The sequence below is a fragment of the Streptomyces sp. NPDC007088 genome, from assembly GCF_042869355.1.
In the GTDB taxonomy this organism is placed as follows: Bacteria; Actinomycetota; Actinomycetes; order Streptomycetales; family Streptomycetaceae; genus Streptomyces.
Genome location: NZ_JBIAFO010000001.1, coordinates 609,301 through 624,962, shown reverse-complemented (window position 1 = coordinate 624,962; position 15,662 = coordinate 609,301). Strand labels below are relative to the sequence as shown.

Annotated in this window: 11 protein-coding genes and 1 riboswitch; of the genes, 8 read left to right on the top strand and 3 right to left on the bottom strand. The window is 73.8% G+C overall.

All coding sequences use genetic code 11. The features are described 5' to 3' along the window. Positions 1 to 70 precede the first annotated feature (70 nt). Positions 71 to 1,009 (bottom strand): sucrase ferredoxin, encoded by a 939-nt coding sequence (locus ACFYMP_RS02735; RefSeq protein WP_388849288.1) that lies wholly within the window; start codon positions 1,007 to 1,009, stop codon positions 71 to 73. Positions 1,010 to 1,260: 251 nt separating this feature from the next. Here ACFYMP_RS02735 and ACFYMP_RS02730 point away from each other — a divergent pair, with 251 nt between their 5' ends. After that, on the top strand, positions 1,261 to 2,292 hold the full coding sequence (locus tag ACFYMP_RS02730; protein WP_388849285.1) for a LacI family DNA-binding transcriptional regulator: 1,032 nt from the start codon (positions 1,261 to 1,263) through the stop codon (positions 2,290 to 2,292). 251 nt (positions 2,293 to 2,543) lie between these two features. Here ACFYMP_RS02730 and ACFYMP_RS02725 read toward each other — a convergent pair whose 3' ends face one another. Next, positions 2,544 to 3,908 (bottom strand): citrate/2-methylcitrate synthase, encoded by a 1,365-nt coding sequence (locus ACFYMP_RS02725; RefSeq protein WP_388849282.1) that lies wholly within the window; start codon positions 3,906 to 3,908, stop codon positions 2,544 to 2,546. A gap of 185 nt (positions 3,909 to 4,093) precedes the next feature. Here ACFYMP_RS02725 and ACFYMP_RS02720 point away from each other — a divergent pair, with 185 nt between their 5' ends. Continuing rightward, entirely contained in the window at positions 4,094 to 5,317 is a 1,224-nt protein-coding gene (locus tag ACFYMP_RS02720) for a citrate synthase (RefSeq protein WP_388849279.1), read from the top strand. Between the two features lie 629 nt (positions 5,318 to 5,946). Next, entirely contained in the window at positions 5,947 to 7,137 is a 1,191-nt protein-coding gene (locus ACFYMP_RS02715) for a CobW family GTP-binding protein (RefSeq protein WP_388849276.1), read from the top strand. 90 nt (positions 7,138 to 7,227) lie between these two features. On the opposite strand, the gene ACFYMP_RS02710 is transcribed toward ACFYMP_RS02715, so the two are convergent. Continuing rightward, positions 7,228 to 9,702 (bottom strand): DNA topoisomerase (ATP-hydrolyzing) subunit A, encoded by a 2,475-nt coding sequence (locus ACFYMP_RS02710; RefSeq protein WP_388849273.1) that lies wholly within the window; start codon positions 9,700 to 9,702, stop codon positions 7,228 to 7,230. Positions 9,703 to 10,031: 329 nt separating this feature from the next. Here ACFYMP_RS02710 and ACFYMP_RS02705 point away from each other — a divergent pair, with 329 nt between their 5' ends. From ACFYMP_RS02705 to ACFYMP_RS02685, 5 genes are all read left to right on the top strand, one after another. Beyond that, positions 10,032 to 11,399, top strand: coding sequence for a M16 family metallopeptidase (locus tag ACFYMP_RS02705; RefSeq protein ID WP_388849600.1), 1,368 nt, complete (start codon positions 10,032 to 10,034; stop codon positions 11,397 to 11,399). 20 nt (positions 11,400 to 11,419) lie between these two features. Beyond that, entirely contained in the window at positions 11,420 to 12,805 is a 1,386-nt protein-coding gene (locus ACFYMP_RS02700; protein WP_388849597.1) for a M16 family metallopeptidase, read from the top strand. A gap of 299 nt (positions 12,806 to 13,104) precedes the next feature. Continuing rightward, positions 13,105 to 13,256, top strand: a riboswitch (cyclic di-AMP (ydaO/yuaA leader). A gap of 12 nt (positions 13,257 to 13,268) precedes the next feature. Then, positions 13,269 to 14,057: a M23 family metallopeptidase gene (locus tag ACFYMP_RS02695; RefSeq protein ID WP_388849270.1), complete on the top strand. Its 789-nt coding sequence runs from the start codon at positions 13,269 to 13,271 to the stop codon at positions 14,055 to 14,057. A 204-nt stretch (positions 14,058 to 14,261) separates the two neighbouring features. Continuing rightward, positions 14,262 to 14,939, top strand: a complete 678-nt coding sequence (locus ACFYMP_RS02690; RefSeq protein WP_363146345.1) for a GntR family transcriptional regulator — start codon at positions 14,262 to 14,264, stop codon at positions 14,937 to 14,939. A gap of 416 nt (positions 14,940 to 15,355) precedes the next feature. Next, entirely contained in the window at positions 15,356 to 15,658 is a 303-nt protein-coding gene (locus tag ACFYMP_RS02685; RefSeq protein ID WP_093542880.1) for a hypothetical protein, read from the top strand. Positions 15,659 to 15,662: the final 4 nt, after the last annotated feature.

Below are 15,662 nucleotides of genomic sequence, written 5' to 3'. Positions count from 1 at the left end.
CGGGGACGCCCGCCGGTTCCTGCCTTCCCGTGGCCCCGTGGCCCCGTGATCCCCCTGGTCCCCGGCGGCCCTACACCACGCCCGGCGGTTCCGGGGTGACGCTCCTGACCTCCATGCGCGACGGTGTGCCGAGGGCGGCGCCGCAGCTCTCCGGGCGCGGTGGGCCCGGCATGCTCTGCGCCACCTCCACATGCCAGCCCCTGCCGTCGGTGTGACGGACCGTGAAGTGGTGCAGGGCCGGGTCCGCCCCGGGCGGCGCCGGGGCCACGCTGAGGACTCCTGCCCGGTCTTCGCCGCTCGCCTCGCGCACCGCGAGCTCGGCGGCCTGGCCCGGCCGCTCCCAGGCCGAGAGCCCCCGGCAGCCCTCCGTCAGGACGCGGCCGGAGCGTGCCGCGTCGAGAACGGCGCGTACCGAGGGGGTGTCCGCCCGGCCGTACGCGTACCCGTGCGGCAGGACGAGCAGGGTGGGGGAGAAGCGGTGGCCTCCCAGGTGGGTGGTCTCCCAGACGTCCTCGGTGCCTTCCGCCGCGAGGGCGGCGGCCAGCGGACGTCCCAGGAGGGCGCAGCACTGGTCGCGTTTGCCGTTGGCACACACGTAGACGAGCGGGCCACCGGTGTGCGGGGCGCCGTGCAGCACCGTGTCGAAGGAGTCGGGGGCGCCCGCGCCCAGCGCCTCCAGGTCTAGGGCGCGCAGGCGTTCGGGGTCGGTCACGAGTGCCGTGTGCAGCCAGGCTTGTCCGGGCACCGTGTGGGCCGCGTAGACGCGACGCCGTTCCGTGGTGGTCGCCGGGGTGCTGCGGCCGGGACGACGGATCAGCGCCACGCGTACGCCGGTGCCCTTGGCCGCCTTCTCCAGCGCCCTCCCGAGCTCGGGATCGAGACGGCTGGCGGTCAGCGCCTTGGCGCCCCAGGGGCCCGGCTGTTCCACCAGGAGCCAGGTGCGGGCGGTGGCCGCGGTCCCGGCGAGCGGCTCGGCCAGGGTCTGCGAGACGGAGGTGCAGGTACTCACGCGGGTGAGCCTAACCGCAGCGGACGGGGCGGGCGCGGGCGCGTTGGTCCGGCCGTGAGAAGGGCCGGGGCATCCGCCGCTCGTCGCGGGCGGGCTGTCCCGGACCAGCCGGGCGCCCGCTGCCGTGGCCGGGGCGCGGGCGCGTACAGAAGGCTCCGAGTGTTTCGGCGAAGCGCCGCGGCCGACGGGGGAGACAGTGGATTTCCGAAGTATCGCAAGCCACTTGCAGGCTTTGCGCTAATCTTGCAGCCATGACGCGTCGACTCGCCCAAGTGGCCCAGAAGGTCGGAGTCAGCGAGGCCACGGTCAGCCGGGTCCTCAACGGCAAGCCCGGGGTGTCGGAGAACACCCGGCAAGCCGTGCTCTCCGCGCTCGACGTCCTCGGATACGAGCGCCCCACCCAGCTGCGCGGCGAGCGTGCCCGCCTCGTCGGGCTGGTCCTGCCCGAACTGCAGAACCCGATCTTCCCGGCGTTCGCCGAGGTCATCGGCGGAGCGCTGGCGCAGCAGGGGCTGACCCCCGTGCTCTGCACCCAGACCAAGGGCGGGGTCTCGGAGGCCGACTACGTGGATCTCCTGCTCCAGCAGCAGGTCTCCGGCGTGGTGTTCGCGGGCGGGCTCTACGCCCAGGCCGAGGCGCCGCACGACCACTACCGCCGCTTGGCGGAACGCCGGATTCCGGTGGTGCTGATCAACGCCGCCATAGAGCAGCTCGGCTTCCCCGGAGTGTCGTGCGACGACGCGGTCGCCGTCGAACAGGCGTGGCGGCATCTGGCCTCGCTCGGACACGAGCGCATCGGTCTGGTGCTCGGCCCCGCCGACCACATCCCCTCGCAGCGCAAGCTGGCCGCCGCGCGCGGCGTGGTGGCCGCCGCGGGAGGCGAACTCCCTGACTCCCGTGTGGTGCGGGCGATGTTCTCCCTGGAGGGCGGTCAGGCTGCTGCGGCCCGGTTGCTCGACCAGGGTGTGACCGGCTTCGTGTGCGCGAGCGATCCCTACGCCCTCGGCGTGGTCAGGGCGGCGAAGCGGCGCGGGCTCTCGGTTCCGGGGGACGTGTCCGTGGTCGGATTCGACGACTCGGCGTTCATGAACTGCACCGAGCCGCCGCTCACGACGGTGCGCCAGCCGATCGAGGCGATGGGGCGGGCGGCCGTGGACCTGCTCGCGGTCCAGATCGGCGGCGGTGCGGCCGCCTCCGAGGAACTGCTCTTCGAACCGGAACTCGTCGTCCGCGGCTCCACCGGCCAGGCCCCCCGGTACGCCGAGGGCACGGCCCCCGCGTAACGATCCAGGCGGCCCGGCTCGCCGGAGAGCCGGGCCCCAGGATGTCCCGCGCACCGTCGGCGCCCACCCGGCGTTCCGTGAACCGTCGGCGTCCCCCGTCCTTCGGCGAGTCGGCGGCGCCCCCTTTTCCGCTTCCCGGCCGCCCGTTTCTGCTCCGCCGTTGTCCGTTCTTTGCGTTTCTTGGCGGATTCTTGCGATCCGGTGCGGTCCCGTCCCGCCGCCCGGCGTACGCACCGGGCGGCGGGACGGGGTCATCGCGCCTCCGGCACGGGCCGGCCCGCCTCCGGTCCCGTGTACGTCCCGCGCGGCCGGAGCCGCAGCGGGGTCTCGGCGTACTCCTCCAGGGCGTGGGCGATCCAGCCGCCCGTGCGGGCTACGGCGAAGACGGTCTCACCGGCGTCGGCCGGCATCCCGGCGGCGACGGAGAGGACGGCGAGGGCCAGGTCCACGTTGGCCGCGCTCGCCGCCGTACGCGACACCGCTCGGGCCGCCTCCAGCGCCGCGCGCGCGTACGGCAACGGGGCCAGGGCCGCGAACAGGGCCTGTGCACGCGGGTCCCCGCCCTCGTAGAGCCGGTGCCCGAGGCCCGGCACGGGGTGACCGGCCCTCAGATGGGCGGCGACGACCGGCGTGGCGTCGCCCCGGTCGAGCACCTCCGACAGCATCCGGTGCGCGAGGCCGCTCGCCGCGCCGTGCAGCGGGCTGTCCAGGGCGCCGAGTCCGGCGGAGACCACCGCGTAGGGGTGGGCACGGGAGGAGGCCGCGACGCGGGCCGCCAGGGTCGAGGCGGCCAGGTCGTGGTCGAGCAGCAGAACGAGGGCGGTGTCCAGCGCCCGCACGCCCGCGGGATCGGGCTCCCGGTCCGTGAGCCGCGTCCACAGGCGCTCGGCGAGGGGGGCGGGGGAGGAGCCGGTCTCCGAGTCCGCGCCGGGGGCCGGGCGGACGTCGGCCCCCATCTCCTCGGTGTCACCGCCCCGTTCACTCCGCGCGCCGGCCCCCGCGCCCCCGTGGAGCGGCAGGACGTCCACGAGGACGGCGAGCAGGTCGCGTGCCGTGGCGGTCACGTCGGAGGGGGCCAGGCGGAAGCGGAGGGGATCGGCCGCGCCCGTGGCGACCACCGCCGCCCGGAGCCGGTCGGTCGGACCGGCGTGCGCGGACAGGGCCGCGACGGACCGGCGCGCCTGCGCGAGGAGAGGACGGGGCGCGGAGAACCGGAGATCGGGCCGCAGTTCGCCGGTCCACAGCCAGTCGGCGACCTCCTCGTACCCGTACCGCCCGGCGAGTGCCCGGCTGTCGACGCCCCGGTAATAGCAGGCCTCCTGAGTGAGGAGGGTGATCCCCGTGCGCAGCCGGCCGAGGGGGCCCTCGGGCGGCGCGGCCGCCTCGCGGCGGGACCGGGCCGCCAGGGCGTCCACCTCGGCCGGGTCGAAGGTGCTGCCCCGGCCGTCCGGCCCGCGCCTGCGGTCGAGCTGGCCCCGGCTCACGTACGCGTAGACCGTCGCGGGCTTCACACCGAGCCGTGCGGCGGTCTCCCGCGTCGTGAGCCGTCCGTCCGGTGCCGAAAGTCGCCCGTCCGTCCTCGTCGGCTGCGGCTCCGCGGGCACGTCTGAGATCATGTGGCCAGGCTATCAATGTTGATTGAATCAACATTGACTAATGATCGATCAATAGTGCACGGTCACTCATGTCCTGTTCGTCTTCCGCCTTCCGGCCCGCCCGAGCACACCGGCACCCCTCGGACTCCGGCGTGCCGTTCCGAGGGCGGCCGCCCGTGTCCGGTCGCCCGGCAAAAGGAGTCGCCATGAGCACCGTCCCGCCGCCCCACCTCCGTACGGACCCGGCCGGACCGGCGTCGCCGGAGGCCCCCTCCGCGACCCCTGCCGGGGCCCCGGCCGCGCCGCGCGGCCTGTCCGGAGTGGTCGTGGCCGATACGCGTCTCGGTGAAGTACGCGGGGAGGAGGGCTTCTTCCACTACCGGCAGTACTCGGCCGTCGACCTCGCGGGCAGCCGCGGCTTCGAGGACGTCGCTCACCTGATGCTGTTCGGCACGTTGCCGGACGCGGAGGAACTCGCGCGGTTCACCGCCGGGACGGCCCGGCTGCGCACCCTGCCCGACGAGGTGAGCGCCGCGCTGCCCGCCCTCGCGCGGGCGACCTCCGCCTCGGGTCCGCTCGCCGGGCTGCGCACCGCCCTGTCCCTGTTCGGCGCGGCCCGCGGGTTCCGCCCGTTGTACGACCTCGGCCCCGAGGAGCGGCGCGCCGACGTGCTGGCGGCCGTCGCCGTGGTGCCGACCCTCGTGGCCGCCCTGTACCGGCTCGGCCAGGGCCTGGAACCGGTCGAGCCGCGCGCGGACCTGCCGCACGCGGCCAACTACCTCTACATGGTGACCGGCGCGGAACCCGGCCCGCGCGAGAGCCGCGCCGTCGAGCGGTACCTCATCTCGACCGTCGACCACGGGTTCAACGCCTCGACGTTCACCTCCCGCGTCATCGCCTCCACGGGGGCGGACGCCGCCGCGTGCCTGGTGGGCGGGGTGGGCGCCCTGTCCGGGCCGCTGCACGGCGGGGCGCCGAGCCGTGCGCTGGACACGCTGGACGCGATCGGCACGGCGGAGCGGATCGACGACTGGGTGCGCGAGCAGGTCGCGGCGGGCGGCCGGATCATGGGGTTCGGTCACCCCGTCTACCGCACCGAGGACCCCAGGTCCCGTCTGCTGCGCGGGATCGCCGAGGAGTTCGGCGGGGAACGCGTGGAGTTCGCCAAGGAGGTCGAGCGGCGCACCGAGGCGCTGCTCGCCGAGCTGAAGCCGGGGCGGCGGCTCCACATCAACGTCGAGTTCTACGCCGGAGTGGTCATGGAACTGTGCGGGCTGCCCCGGGCGATGTTCACCCCGACCTTCGCGTGCGCGAGGGTCGTCGGCTGGAGCGCGCAGATCCTTGAGCAGTCCGCCGATCCGAAGATCATCCGCCCGAAGGCGCGCTATGTCGGCCCCACCGCCCCGGCCCCGGTCCCGGCGCTGTCCTGAGCCCGTTTCAGCCCGCGCCTCGCGCCCCGCGCCCGCACAAACCCTTCGTGCGGGCGCTCCTGAGTGACGCGTCAGCCGTTCCGTCGGAGCCTCGCCCCCGGACCAGGCCACGGCGCGCCTCACCGAGGCCGGACGGGCAGCGGACCGAGCGCGGGTGCGGCCGGCGCGCGGCCGGGCCCGTCGCCAGTCGCGCGCTCCTCGGCCTCAGCGGGCCGCGGTGCCGGCAGCGGTTCGGCGGGATCGAGCCGGGACGGGCCCCGCGGGCCGGGCACCGGGGGCACTCATACGCGACGGAGGCGGCCCGCTCCTGTCCGGAACGGAGCATTCCCCGCCGGTCGGCCACGTCGTCGCGTTCGCGCGACCGGGCGACGCCCCCGGGTGCGCGTGGCCGACCGGCTCGGGGCCGCGTCGCCGCCGCAGGACACCCTCGACGGCGCCGTTCGTCACGGGGTACGCGGTCCGGCGGCCGTCCGCCCGTCCCGGCGGCGCCCGCCTCGGACCCTCCGCCCGGCCTGCGGTGGCTCGCGGCGCGCACCGGCCGGGCCGTCCCCGCTGCCGTCCGACCGTTACGCTGGCCCGGTTCACCGGCCCGAACGGAGGGCTGGGCCATCACGGGAGGAAGGTCGTCCTTGCGCGGGCAGCAGATCCCGGTCGTGATCCTCGCCGGGTTCCTCGGGGCGGGCAAGACGACCTTGCTCAACCATCTTCTGCACAGCAGCCGGGGCAGCCGTATCGCCGTGCTGGTCAACGACTTCGGCAGTATCGAGATCGACGCCATGACGGTGGCCGGGCAGGTCGGCTCCGCCGTGTCCCTGGGCAACGGCTGCCTGTGCTGCGCCGTGGACATCGAGGAGCTGGACGAACAGCTCGCCCTGCTCACCCGCCCCGCGCACCGCGTCGACCTCATCGTGATCGAGGCCAGCGGACTGGCCGAACCCGCCGAGCTGGTCCGCATGGTCCTCGCCAGTGAGAACCCCGGACTGGTCTACGGCGGGCTCGTCGAGGTCGTGGACGGGGCCGAGTTCCGCGCGACCCGGCAGCGGCACCCCGAGATCGGCCGGCACCTGGGGGCCGCCGATCTCGTCGTCCTCAACAAGACCGACCGGCTGACTTCCGCCGACCGTGCCGGGCTCCTCACCGAGGTCACCGCCTCGGCCCGGGGCGCCGCCGTCGTACCCGCCGCCCACGGCCGTATCGACCCGGACCTGCTGTTCGACCGCAGGCCCGCCCGGGAGCGCGTGGGCCAGCTGTCCTTCGACGACCTGCGTGCCGAGCACGCGGAAGGAGAGGCGGGGGAGGAGTCCGCGGTCGGCACGGGCCCGTCCCCGCGCCCCCGCTCCCACCTGCACGAGGGCTACGAGAGCGTGTCCTTCACCTGCGCGGAGCCTCTCGACCCGGTGCGGCTCATGTCCTTCCTCGACCACAGGCCCGAAGGGCTCTACCGGATCAAGGGCTACGTGGACTTCGGCCCCGCCGACCCCCTCAACCGGTACGCCGTGCACGCCGTGGGGCGGTTCCTGCGGTTCTACCCGGAGCCCTGGCCGCGGGACGGCGCAGCGGCCGGGACCCAACTGGTGCTGATCGGTGCGGGAATCGACGCCGAGGGGCTGCGTACCGCCCTGGACGGGTGCCGCGCCGACTCCGTCGCCCCCGCCGACGCGACCGCCCTCCTCGGCGGTGCCGACGCGGACGGCCAGCGCCGGATGTGGGGCGTCCTGCGGTACGTCCAGGAGCCGGGGACAGCGCCGGACACGCGGGAGACGCGGGAGGCCCCGGAGCCGGAGGAGACGGACGAACGGCAGGACGCCCGTCTCCCTTAGGAAGCCGTACGACCCCGTGGAAGGCGGTTCCCGGGGGCGACCCCGCCCGGGACCGCCCCCTCTCTCCGGCCGGCCCAGGGCCGTCCGGGCTCAGGCCGCCGGTCCCGCCACCGCCGCGACCGGCTTGTCGAGGGAGACACCGGAGCCGTCCCGGCGCGGGTCGGGCTCGGGCAGGGCGGCCGGGGCCCCGGTGCGCTGGGCGGCGCGAGCGGGGGTGGGGCCGGCCCAGGCGAAGCTCAGGCAGTCCTCGCCCTTCAGGAACCGCTGGCAGCGCACCCCGCCGGTGGCCCGCCCCTTGCGCGGGAACTGGTCGAACGGGGTGATCTTCGCCGTGGTCTGCACCGAGTCGTCCAGAGTGCCCCGGGAGCCCGCGACGGTGAACACGGCGGCCTCGACGGCCGGGTCCACCACGTGGAAGGACAGCACCTTGGCGCCCGCCGCGAGCTTCACCCCCGTCATCCCGCCCGCGGGACGGCCCTGCGGACGGACCACGGACGCCTGGAAACGCAGCAGCTGGGCGTCGTCGGTGATGAACACCAGATCCTCCTCGCCCGTGCGCAACTCGGCGGCGCCCACGATGCGGTCGCCGTCCCTGAGGGTGATGACCTCCAGCTCCTCGCGGTTGGCCGGATAGTCCGGCACGACCCGCTTCACCACGCCCTGCGCCGTACCGAGCGCGAGACCGGGGGAGGACTCGTCGAGCGTGCACAGGGCCACCAGGGACTCGTCCCCCTCCAGCCGCACGAACTCCGCCACCGGAGCCCCTCCGGCCAGTGAGGGCGCCGCGTTGGTGTCCGGGAGCTGCGGGAGGTCGACCACCGCGATACGCAGCAGCCGGCCCGCCGAGGTGACCGCGCCGACCTCGCCCCGGGCCGTGGCCGGGACCGCCGAGACGATCACGTCGTGCTTGGCGCGCTTGTCCTCGCCCTCCTGGAAGGGGGCGTCGTTGGCCGTACGGGCCACCAGACCCGTCGAGGACAGCAGGACGCGACAGGGGTCGTCCGCGACCTGGAGCGGCACCGCCGCGACGGGCGCGCCCGCCGACTCCAGCAGCACCGTACGCCGCTCGGTCCCGAACTTCTTGGCCACCGAGGCCAGTTCGGAGGAGACCAGTTTCCGCAGCTCCGCGTCCGAGTCCAGGATGCGCGTCAGCTCCTCGATCTCGGTGCTGAGCCGGTCCCGCTCGCTCTCCAGCTCGATCCGGTCGAACCGGGTGAGCCGGCGCAGCGGGGTGTCCAGGATGTACTGCGTCTGGATCTCGCTGAGCGAGAAGTGCGCGATGAGCCGTTCCTTGGCCTGCGCCGAGTTGTCGCTGGAGCGGATGATGCGGATGACCTCGTCGATGTCGAGCAGCGCGACGAGCAGCCCCTCGACCAGATGCAGCCGGTCCTTGCGCTTGCCGCGCCGGAACGCGCTGCGCCGCCGTACGACGGAGAAGCGGTGGTCGAGGTAGACCTCCAGCATCTCCTTGAGGCCCAGCGTCAGGGGCTGCCCGTCGACCAGCGCGACGTTGTTGATGCCGAAGGACTCCTCCATCGGCGTCAGCTTGTACAGCTGCTCCAGGACGGCCTCGGGCACGAAGCCGTTCTTGATCTCGATGACGAGCCGCAGCCCGTGCTCGCGGTCGGTGAGGTCCTTGACGTCGGCGATGCCCTGGAGCTTCTTCGAGCCGACCAGATCCTTGATCTTGGCGACGACCTTCTCGGGGCCGACGGTGAACGGCAGTTCCGTCACCACCAGACCCTTGCGGCGCGCGGTGACGTTCTCGATCGCCACGGTCGCCCTGGTCTTGAAGCTGCCGCGCCCCGTCGCGTACGCGTCCCGTACGCCCGCGAGGCCCACGATGCGCCCCCCGGTGGGCAGATCGGGGCCCGGGACGAACTTCATCAGTGTCTCCAGGTCGGCGCCCGGGTGCCTGATGAGGTGGCGGGCCGCCGCGACGACCTCCGCCAGGTTGTGCGGGGCCATGTTGGTGGCCATGCCGACCGCGATCCCCGAGGCGCCGTTGACCAGCAGGTTCGGGTAGGCGGCCGGGAGGGTCAGGGGCTCCTGCTCCTGCCCGTCGTAGTTCGCGGCGAAGTCGACGGTGTCCTCGTCGATGGACTCCGTCATCAGGGAGGCCGCGTCGGCCATCCTGGCCTCGGTGTACCGCATCGCGGCGGGCGGGTCGTCGTTGCCCAGCGAGCCGAAGTTGCCGTGGCCGTCGACCAGCGGGACGCGCATCGAGAAGGGCTGCGCCATGCGCACCAGCGCGTCGTAGATCGAGGCGTCGCCGTGCGGGTGGAGCTTGCCCATGACCTCGCCGACGACGCGGGCGCACTTGACGTGGCCCCGGTCGGGGCGCAGGCCCATCTCGTTCATCTGGTAGACGATGCGGCGCTGCACGGGCTTCATGCCGTCCCGCGCGTCGGGGAGGGCCCGGGAGTAGATGACGGAGTACGCGTACTCCAGGTAGGAGGCCTGCATCTCGTCGACGACGTCGATGTCGAGGATCTTCTCCTCGAAATCGCCTTCGTCAGCCCGGGAGGTGCCCCGAGACGGGGATTTCGTGCTGCGGCGGGCCATCGCTGCTGCGGCTCCTTCGCGTGTGGATCACGGCATCGTCTGCTTCTGACGCGGACCATTGTGGACCGCCGTACCGACAAGCCCGACCTCGACCCGTCCGACGCGGCCCGCCACGAGGCCCCGCGAGGGGTGCCCGGGAGGCCGCCGGCGGGTGCCCGCGCACGGCGCGAGTCCGCCGGACCGAGGGGAACTTCGCCAGAAGTCCGTGCGGTTGCATACAGTGACAGCACGAATCGACGGACAACCACCGACGGACATCACCGGTCGCCCCCGCCGGCGGCGCGCGACAGCCGGCGGGGGGTCCGGTGAGCGAAGGGACGTACATGCCCATGGGTCACACGGCCACCGACCGGGCCGGCTCCGGCGGCCTCACAGCGACCGAGCACCGGTTGGCCAACGGCCTGCGGGTGGTGCTCTCCGAGGACCATCTGACCCCGGTCGCCGCGGTCTGCCTCTGGTACGACGTGGGCTCGCGCCACGAGGTGAAGGGCCGCACCGGCCTCGCCCACCTCTTCGAGCACCTCATGTTCCAGGGCTCCGCCCAGGTCAAGGGCAACGGGCACTTCGAACTCGTCCAGGGCGCCGGCGGCTCCCTGAACGGCACGACGAGCTTCGAGCGCACCAACTACTTCGAGACGATGCCCTCCAACCAGCTGGAACTGGCCCTGTGGCTCGAGGCCGACCGCATGGGCTCCCTGCTCACCGCGCTCGACCTGGAGTCCCTGGACAACCAGCGGGCGGTCGTGAAGAACGAGCGCCGTCAGCGGTACGACAACGTGCCCTACGGCACCGCCTTCGAGAAGCTCACCGCGCTCTCCTACCCCGAGGGCCACCCCTACCACCACACCCCCATCGGCTCGATGGCCGACCTGGACGCCGCGACCCTGGAGGACGCCCGCGCCTTCTTCCGCACGTACTACGCGCCGAACAACGCGGTCCTCTCCGTCGTCGGCGACATCGACCCCGAGCAGACGCTGGCCTGGGTCGAGAAGTACTTCGGTTCCATCCCCTCCCACGACGGCAAGCAGCCCCCGCGGGACGGCTCGCTGCCCGAGGTGATCGGCCGGGAACTGCGCGAGGTCGTCCGCGAGGAGGTGCCCGCCCGTGCCCTCATGGCGGCCTACCGCCTGCCCGAGGACGGCGGCCGCGCCGCCGACGCCGCCGACGTCGCGCTCACCGTGCTCGGCGGCGGTGAGTCCTCGCGGCTCTACAACCGCCTGGTGCGCCGCGACCGTTCGGCCGTCGCCGCCGGGTTCGGCATGCTGCGGCTGGCCGGCGCCCCCTCGCTGGGCTGGCTCGACGTCAAGACCTCCGCCGAGGTCGAGATCCCCACGATCGAGGCGGCCGTCGACGAGGAGCTGGCCCGCTTCGCCGCGGAGGGCCCGACCGCCGAGGAGATGGAGCGCGCCCAGGCCCAGCTGGAGCGCGAGTGGCTCGACCGGCTCGGCACCGTGGCCGGCCGCGCCGACGAACTGTGCCGCTACGCCGTCCTGTTCGGCGACCCGCAGCTCGCGCTGACCGCCGTCGGGCGGGTCCTCGACATCACCGCCGACGAGGTCCGCGAGATCGCCGCGGCCCGCCTGCGGCCCGACAACCGCGCCGTCCTCGTCTACGAGCCCACCGCCCCCGAGGGCGACCCCGCCGCGCGGGACGAAGCCGCGGACACCGACCAGGACGAGGAGGCGGCACAGAAGTGAGCGACGCCGTACAGAGCACCATGGAGTTCCACCCGCGGCCCCAGCCCGGCACCGCGAAGCCCTGGGCCTTCCCCGCACCCGAGCGCGGCACCCTGCCCAACGGGCTCACCGTGCTGCGCTGCGACCGCCCCGGACAGCAGATCGTCGCCGTGGAGGTCCTGCTCGACGCCCCGCTGGACGCCGAGCCGGCCGGTCTCGACGGGGTCGCCACCATCATGGCCCGCGCCTTCACCGAGGGCACCGACAAGCACTCCGCCGAGGAGTACGCGGCCGAACTGGAGCGCTGCGGGGCGACCCTCGACGCCCACGCCGACCACCCCGGCGTCCGCATCTCGCTGGAGGTCCCGGTCTCCCGGCTGCCCAAGGCGCTCGGCCTGCTCGCCGACGCCCTGCGCTCCCCGGCCTTCGCCGACGCCGAGATCGAGCGGCTCGTGGCCAACCGTCTCGACGAGATCCCGCACGAGGCGGCGAACCCGGCGCGGCGCGCGGCGAAGGAGCTGTCGAAGCGGCTCTTCCCCGCCGACAGCCGGATGTCCCGCCCCCGCCAGGGCACCGAGGAGACGGTCGCCGCGATCGACTCCTCGGCCGTCCGCGCGCTGTACGAACGGCATGTCCGCCCGGCCACCTCGACCGCCGTCGTGGTCGGCGACCTCACGGGTGTGGACCTCGACGCCCTGCTCGCCGAGACCCTCGGCGCGTGGACCGGGAACACCGCCGAGCCCCTGCCCGTGCCGCCGATCACCGCCGACGACACCGGCCGCGTCTACATCGTCGACCGTCCCGGCTCCGTGCAGACCCAGCTGCTCATCGGCCGGATCGGCGCCGACCGGCACGACCGGGTCTGGCCCGCGCAGGTCCTCGGCACCTACTGCCTGGGCGGCACCCTGACCTCGCGTCTGGACCGGGTCCTGCGCGAGGAGAAGGGGTACACCTACGGGGTGCGCGCCTTCGGCCAGGTGCTGCGCTCGGCCGCTCCGGCCGCGGGCAGCCCGGTCGCGCCCGGCGCCGCGATGCTCGCCATCAGCGGCTCGGTGGACACCGAGTCCACCGGCCCCGCGCTGGAGGACCTGTGGAACGTCCTGCGGGTGCTCGCCGCGGAGGGGCTGACCGACGCCGAGCGGGAGACCGCCGAGCAGAACCTCGTGGGCGTCGCCCCGCTCAAGTACGAGACGGCCGCCGCCGTCGCGGGCACCCTCGCCGATCAGGTGGAGCAGCAACTGCCCGACGACTTCCAGGCCCAGCTGTACCGCCGGCTGGCCGAGACCGGCACCGTCGAGGCCACCGCCGCCGTGGTCAGCGCCTTCCCGGTCGACCACCTCGTGACGGTCCTGGTCGGGGACGCCGCGCAGATCGCCGAACCGGTCCGCGCCCTCGGTATCGGCGAGGTCACCGTCGTCGAGGGCTGAGGCCCGCCCGGCACGACGCGGTCCGCTGACGCGGACTCAGGGCCCCGGTGTCCTTCCCGGAGAGGGAGGGCGCCGGGGCCCCGCCGTGTCCGTGACACTCCGTCCGGCGCGGGCGTTCCCTTTCGTCCTGTGCCGGAGGCTCTTCCGCCGCCTCCTGCCCCCATGTCCCGAATGCCGCATGACGCCCTGTCTGTGCTGTGGCGTGCGCTACAAACCACCGGTTCCGTTTGTTGCGGCCCTGATGTCCCGTTTAGCGTCGGTCCGGCTGTTCGTCAGGCACCCGTCGCACCAGCGGCACCGGGCAGTCATCGCCGAGTCCCGAGGCGCGAGCCGAGGGAGCCGGGGACCCAGGTTCCACTGGGGTGAATCGGCCACCGCCCGGCGGTGGCCGTAGGAGACCTTCCTGCTCCGAACCCGTCAGCTAACCCGGTAGGCGAGAGGGAAGGAAAGGACCATCCACTCCATGGCGTTCACGCGCCCCTCCGGCAAGCACCGTCGTCCCAGCCGCGGGAGCAGGGCCGGTGCCCGCGCCGCCTCGGTCGCCGCGCTCACCACGACCGGCGTCGTCGGCGGTCTCGCCGCCTCCGCTTTCGCCGCCGAGGCCCCCGCCGTCCACGACACCGGGCTGACCCGGGCGATCACCCTCGACGACAGTCTCGCCGAGGAGATCGCCACCCAGGCCGCCCTCCAGCACGCCGCCGCCGAACAGGCCGAGGCCCAGGAGAAAGCGGCCGCGCAGGCCAAGAAGGACGCCGAGGAGGCCAAGCGCAAGGCCGAGGCCAAGGCCAAGCGGGAGCGGGAGGCCAAGGAACGCGCCGCCCGTGCCGCCGAGCGTGAGCGCCTCAACGCCTTCGTCGCCCCGGTCGACGGCTCGTACGTGTCCACCGGCTACCAGGCCGGCAGCTCGCTGTGGGCCTCCGGCAGCCACACCGGTATCGACTTCCACGCGGCGAGCGGCACCAGCGTGCACGCCGTGGGCGCGGGCACCGTCGTCGCGGTCGACTGGGGCGGCGCCTACGGCAACGAGGTCGTCCTGCGCATGCAGGACGGCACCTACACCCAGTACGGGCACCTGACCTCCGCGACCGTCTCCGTCGGGCAGAGCGTCAGCGCCGGACAGCAGATCGCGATCTCCGGCTCGACGGGCAACTCGACCGGGCCGCATCTGCACTTCGAGGCCCGTACCGGCCCCGACTACGGCTCCGACATGGACCCCGTCGCCTACCTCCGCGCCCACGGCGTCCACGTCTGAGACGCGGCGTCCCCTCGCGCCGCTCCGCTTGCCCGCAAGGCCCCCGGTCACCCCGGGGGCCTTGCGCGTGTGCGGGGTGGCTTTCCGGCCAAAAGATATCCATGGAATGCCGTCTCCCATCGGAAATTCACGCCTGTTCTAATAGAGTCACTGAACGGGCGTCAATCGACGGCGTTTCGCGGGGATTAAAGCGGAGGTCGGTCCATGAGCATTCCGGCGCACTCGGTATGCACCGCCATCCGGGACGACATCGTCTCCGGTGTGTACGAGCGCGGCAGCCGGCTCACCGAGGAATTGCTCGCCCGCCGGTACGGCGTCTCGCGCGTCCCGGTGCGGGAGTCGCTGCGCACCCTGGAGGCCGAGGGGTTCGTCGTGACGCGCAGGCACGCGGGCGCGCACGTGGCCGAGCCCTCCGAGCAGGAGGCCGTCGACCTGCTGGAGATGCGGCTGCTGCTGGAACCGCTGTGCGCGGCCCGCGCCGCCCAGCGCCGCACCGACGCCCACCTCAAGGTGCTGCGCGGGCTGGTCAGACTCGGCCAGGAGCGGGCCCGGCGCGGCCAGGACGAGGACCTGCGGTCCCTGGGCGGCTGGTTCCACGAGACCCTCGTGCAGTCCTCCGGCAGTGAGGCGCTCACCACGCTGCTGACCCAGCTACGGCACAAGATCGTCTGGATGTGGACCGTCGACTCCCCGGCGCGGCCGCAGGAGTCCTGGGCCGAGCACGGCGCGATCGTCGACGCGGTGGCCCGCGGGGACGCCGAGCGGGCCAGGACGCTGACCGCGCAGCACGGTGAACGGGCCCGGCAGGCTCACCGGCTGCGCGGCACGGAGCGTGTGAGGTCTTCGCAACATGCCGTAAACACGGTGGGCGGCCGACATTAACAATTGCGCCGTATACAAAGGTGGGTAATGCGGGGGTCTCTTTGTCGTGCCCGTAATTCCGGGGCCGAATGCGAAGGGCTCCCGGCGACCCCTGCGCGTTTTCCGGACTTCTCGTCCGAGGTGGTGTCCCTCTGCGACCGAATTCTTACGGAAAACGTTCTGCCGCCGCACGGGAGACGCCGGGGGGGGGGGGGGGGGGGCCCGCGGGCCCCCCCCCCCCCGCCGCGGCGGGGGCCCCCCCCCCCCCCCCACCGGGGGGGGGGGGGGGCGCGGCGCCCGGGCGGGGGGGCGGGGCACCCGCCCGGCCCCCCCCCCCCCCGCCCCCCCCGGGCCCCCGCCCCCCCCCCCGCCCCCCCCCCCGGGGCCCGGGCCGCGGGGGGGGCGGGCCACGGCCCCACCTGAAAGGCGCCACCCTCATGAAGCTCCCCGTAGACGACGTCACGCTCGCGTCCTGGTCCACGCTCCTCGGCCTCACCGACAAGCAGACCGCCGCGACCCTCGAAGACATCGAGAAGACCCTCCGCCAGGGGTACGAGTACCGCCCCGACGAGCTGCGCGACGCCACCTTCGACCAGCTCATAAGCGACATGGACAAGGACGAGGCCGCCCTGATGTTCCTCATCAGCGGACTGCGCCAGGCCGGATACCCCAACGCGGCCTACGACATCGAGGTACGCGGCATCTTCGCCACGCTCAGCTCCCTCCAGCACACCGGCTGACCTT

What these genes read in the sequence shown, in the direction of transcription:
- ACFYMP_RS02700 (WP_388849597.1), top strand. Translation starts at nt 11,420, where the DNA reads ATGGAGTTCCACCCGCGGCCCCAGCCCGGCACCGCGAAGCCCTGGGCC.
- ACFYMP_RS02705 (WP_388849600.1), top strand. Translation starts at nt 10,032, where the DNA reads ATGGGTCACACGGCCACCGACCGGGCCGGCTCCGGCGGCCTCACAGCG.
- ACFYMP_RS02690 (WP_363146345.1), top strand. Translation starts at nt 14,262, where the DNA reads ATGAGCATTCCGGCGCACTCGGTATGCACCGCCATCCGGGACGACATC.
- ACFYMP_RS02725 (WP_388849282.1), bottom strand. Translation starts at nt 3,908, where the DNA reads ATGATCTCAGACGTGCCCGCGGAGCCGCAGCCGACGAGGACGGACGGG.
- ACFYMP_RS02730 (WP_388849285.1), top strand. Translation starts at nt 1,261, where the DNA reads ATGACGCGTCGACTCGCCCAAGTGGCCCAGAAGGTCGGAGTCAGCGAG.
- ACFYMP_RS02695 (WP_388849270.1), top strand. Translation starts at nt 13,269, where the DNA reads ATGGCGTTCACGCGCCCCTCCGGCAAGCACCGTCGTCCCAGCCGCGGG.
- ACFYMP_RS02710 (WP_388849273.1), bottom strand. Translation starts at nt 9,702, where the DNA reads ATGGCCCGCCGCAGCACGAAATCCCCGTCTCGGGGCACCTCCCGGGCT.
- ACFYMP_RS02685 (WP_093542880.1), top strand. Translation starts at nt 15,356, where the DNA reads ATGAAGCTCCCCGTAGACGACGTCACGCTCGCGTCCTGGTCCACGCTC.
- ACFYMP_RS02720 (WP_388849279.1), top strand. Translation starts at nt 4,094, where the DNA reads ATGAGCACCGTCCCGCCGCCCCACCTCCGTACGGACCCGGCCGGACCG.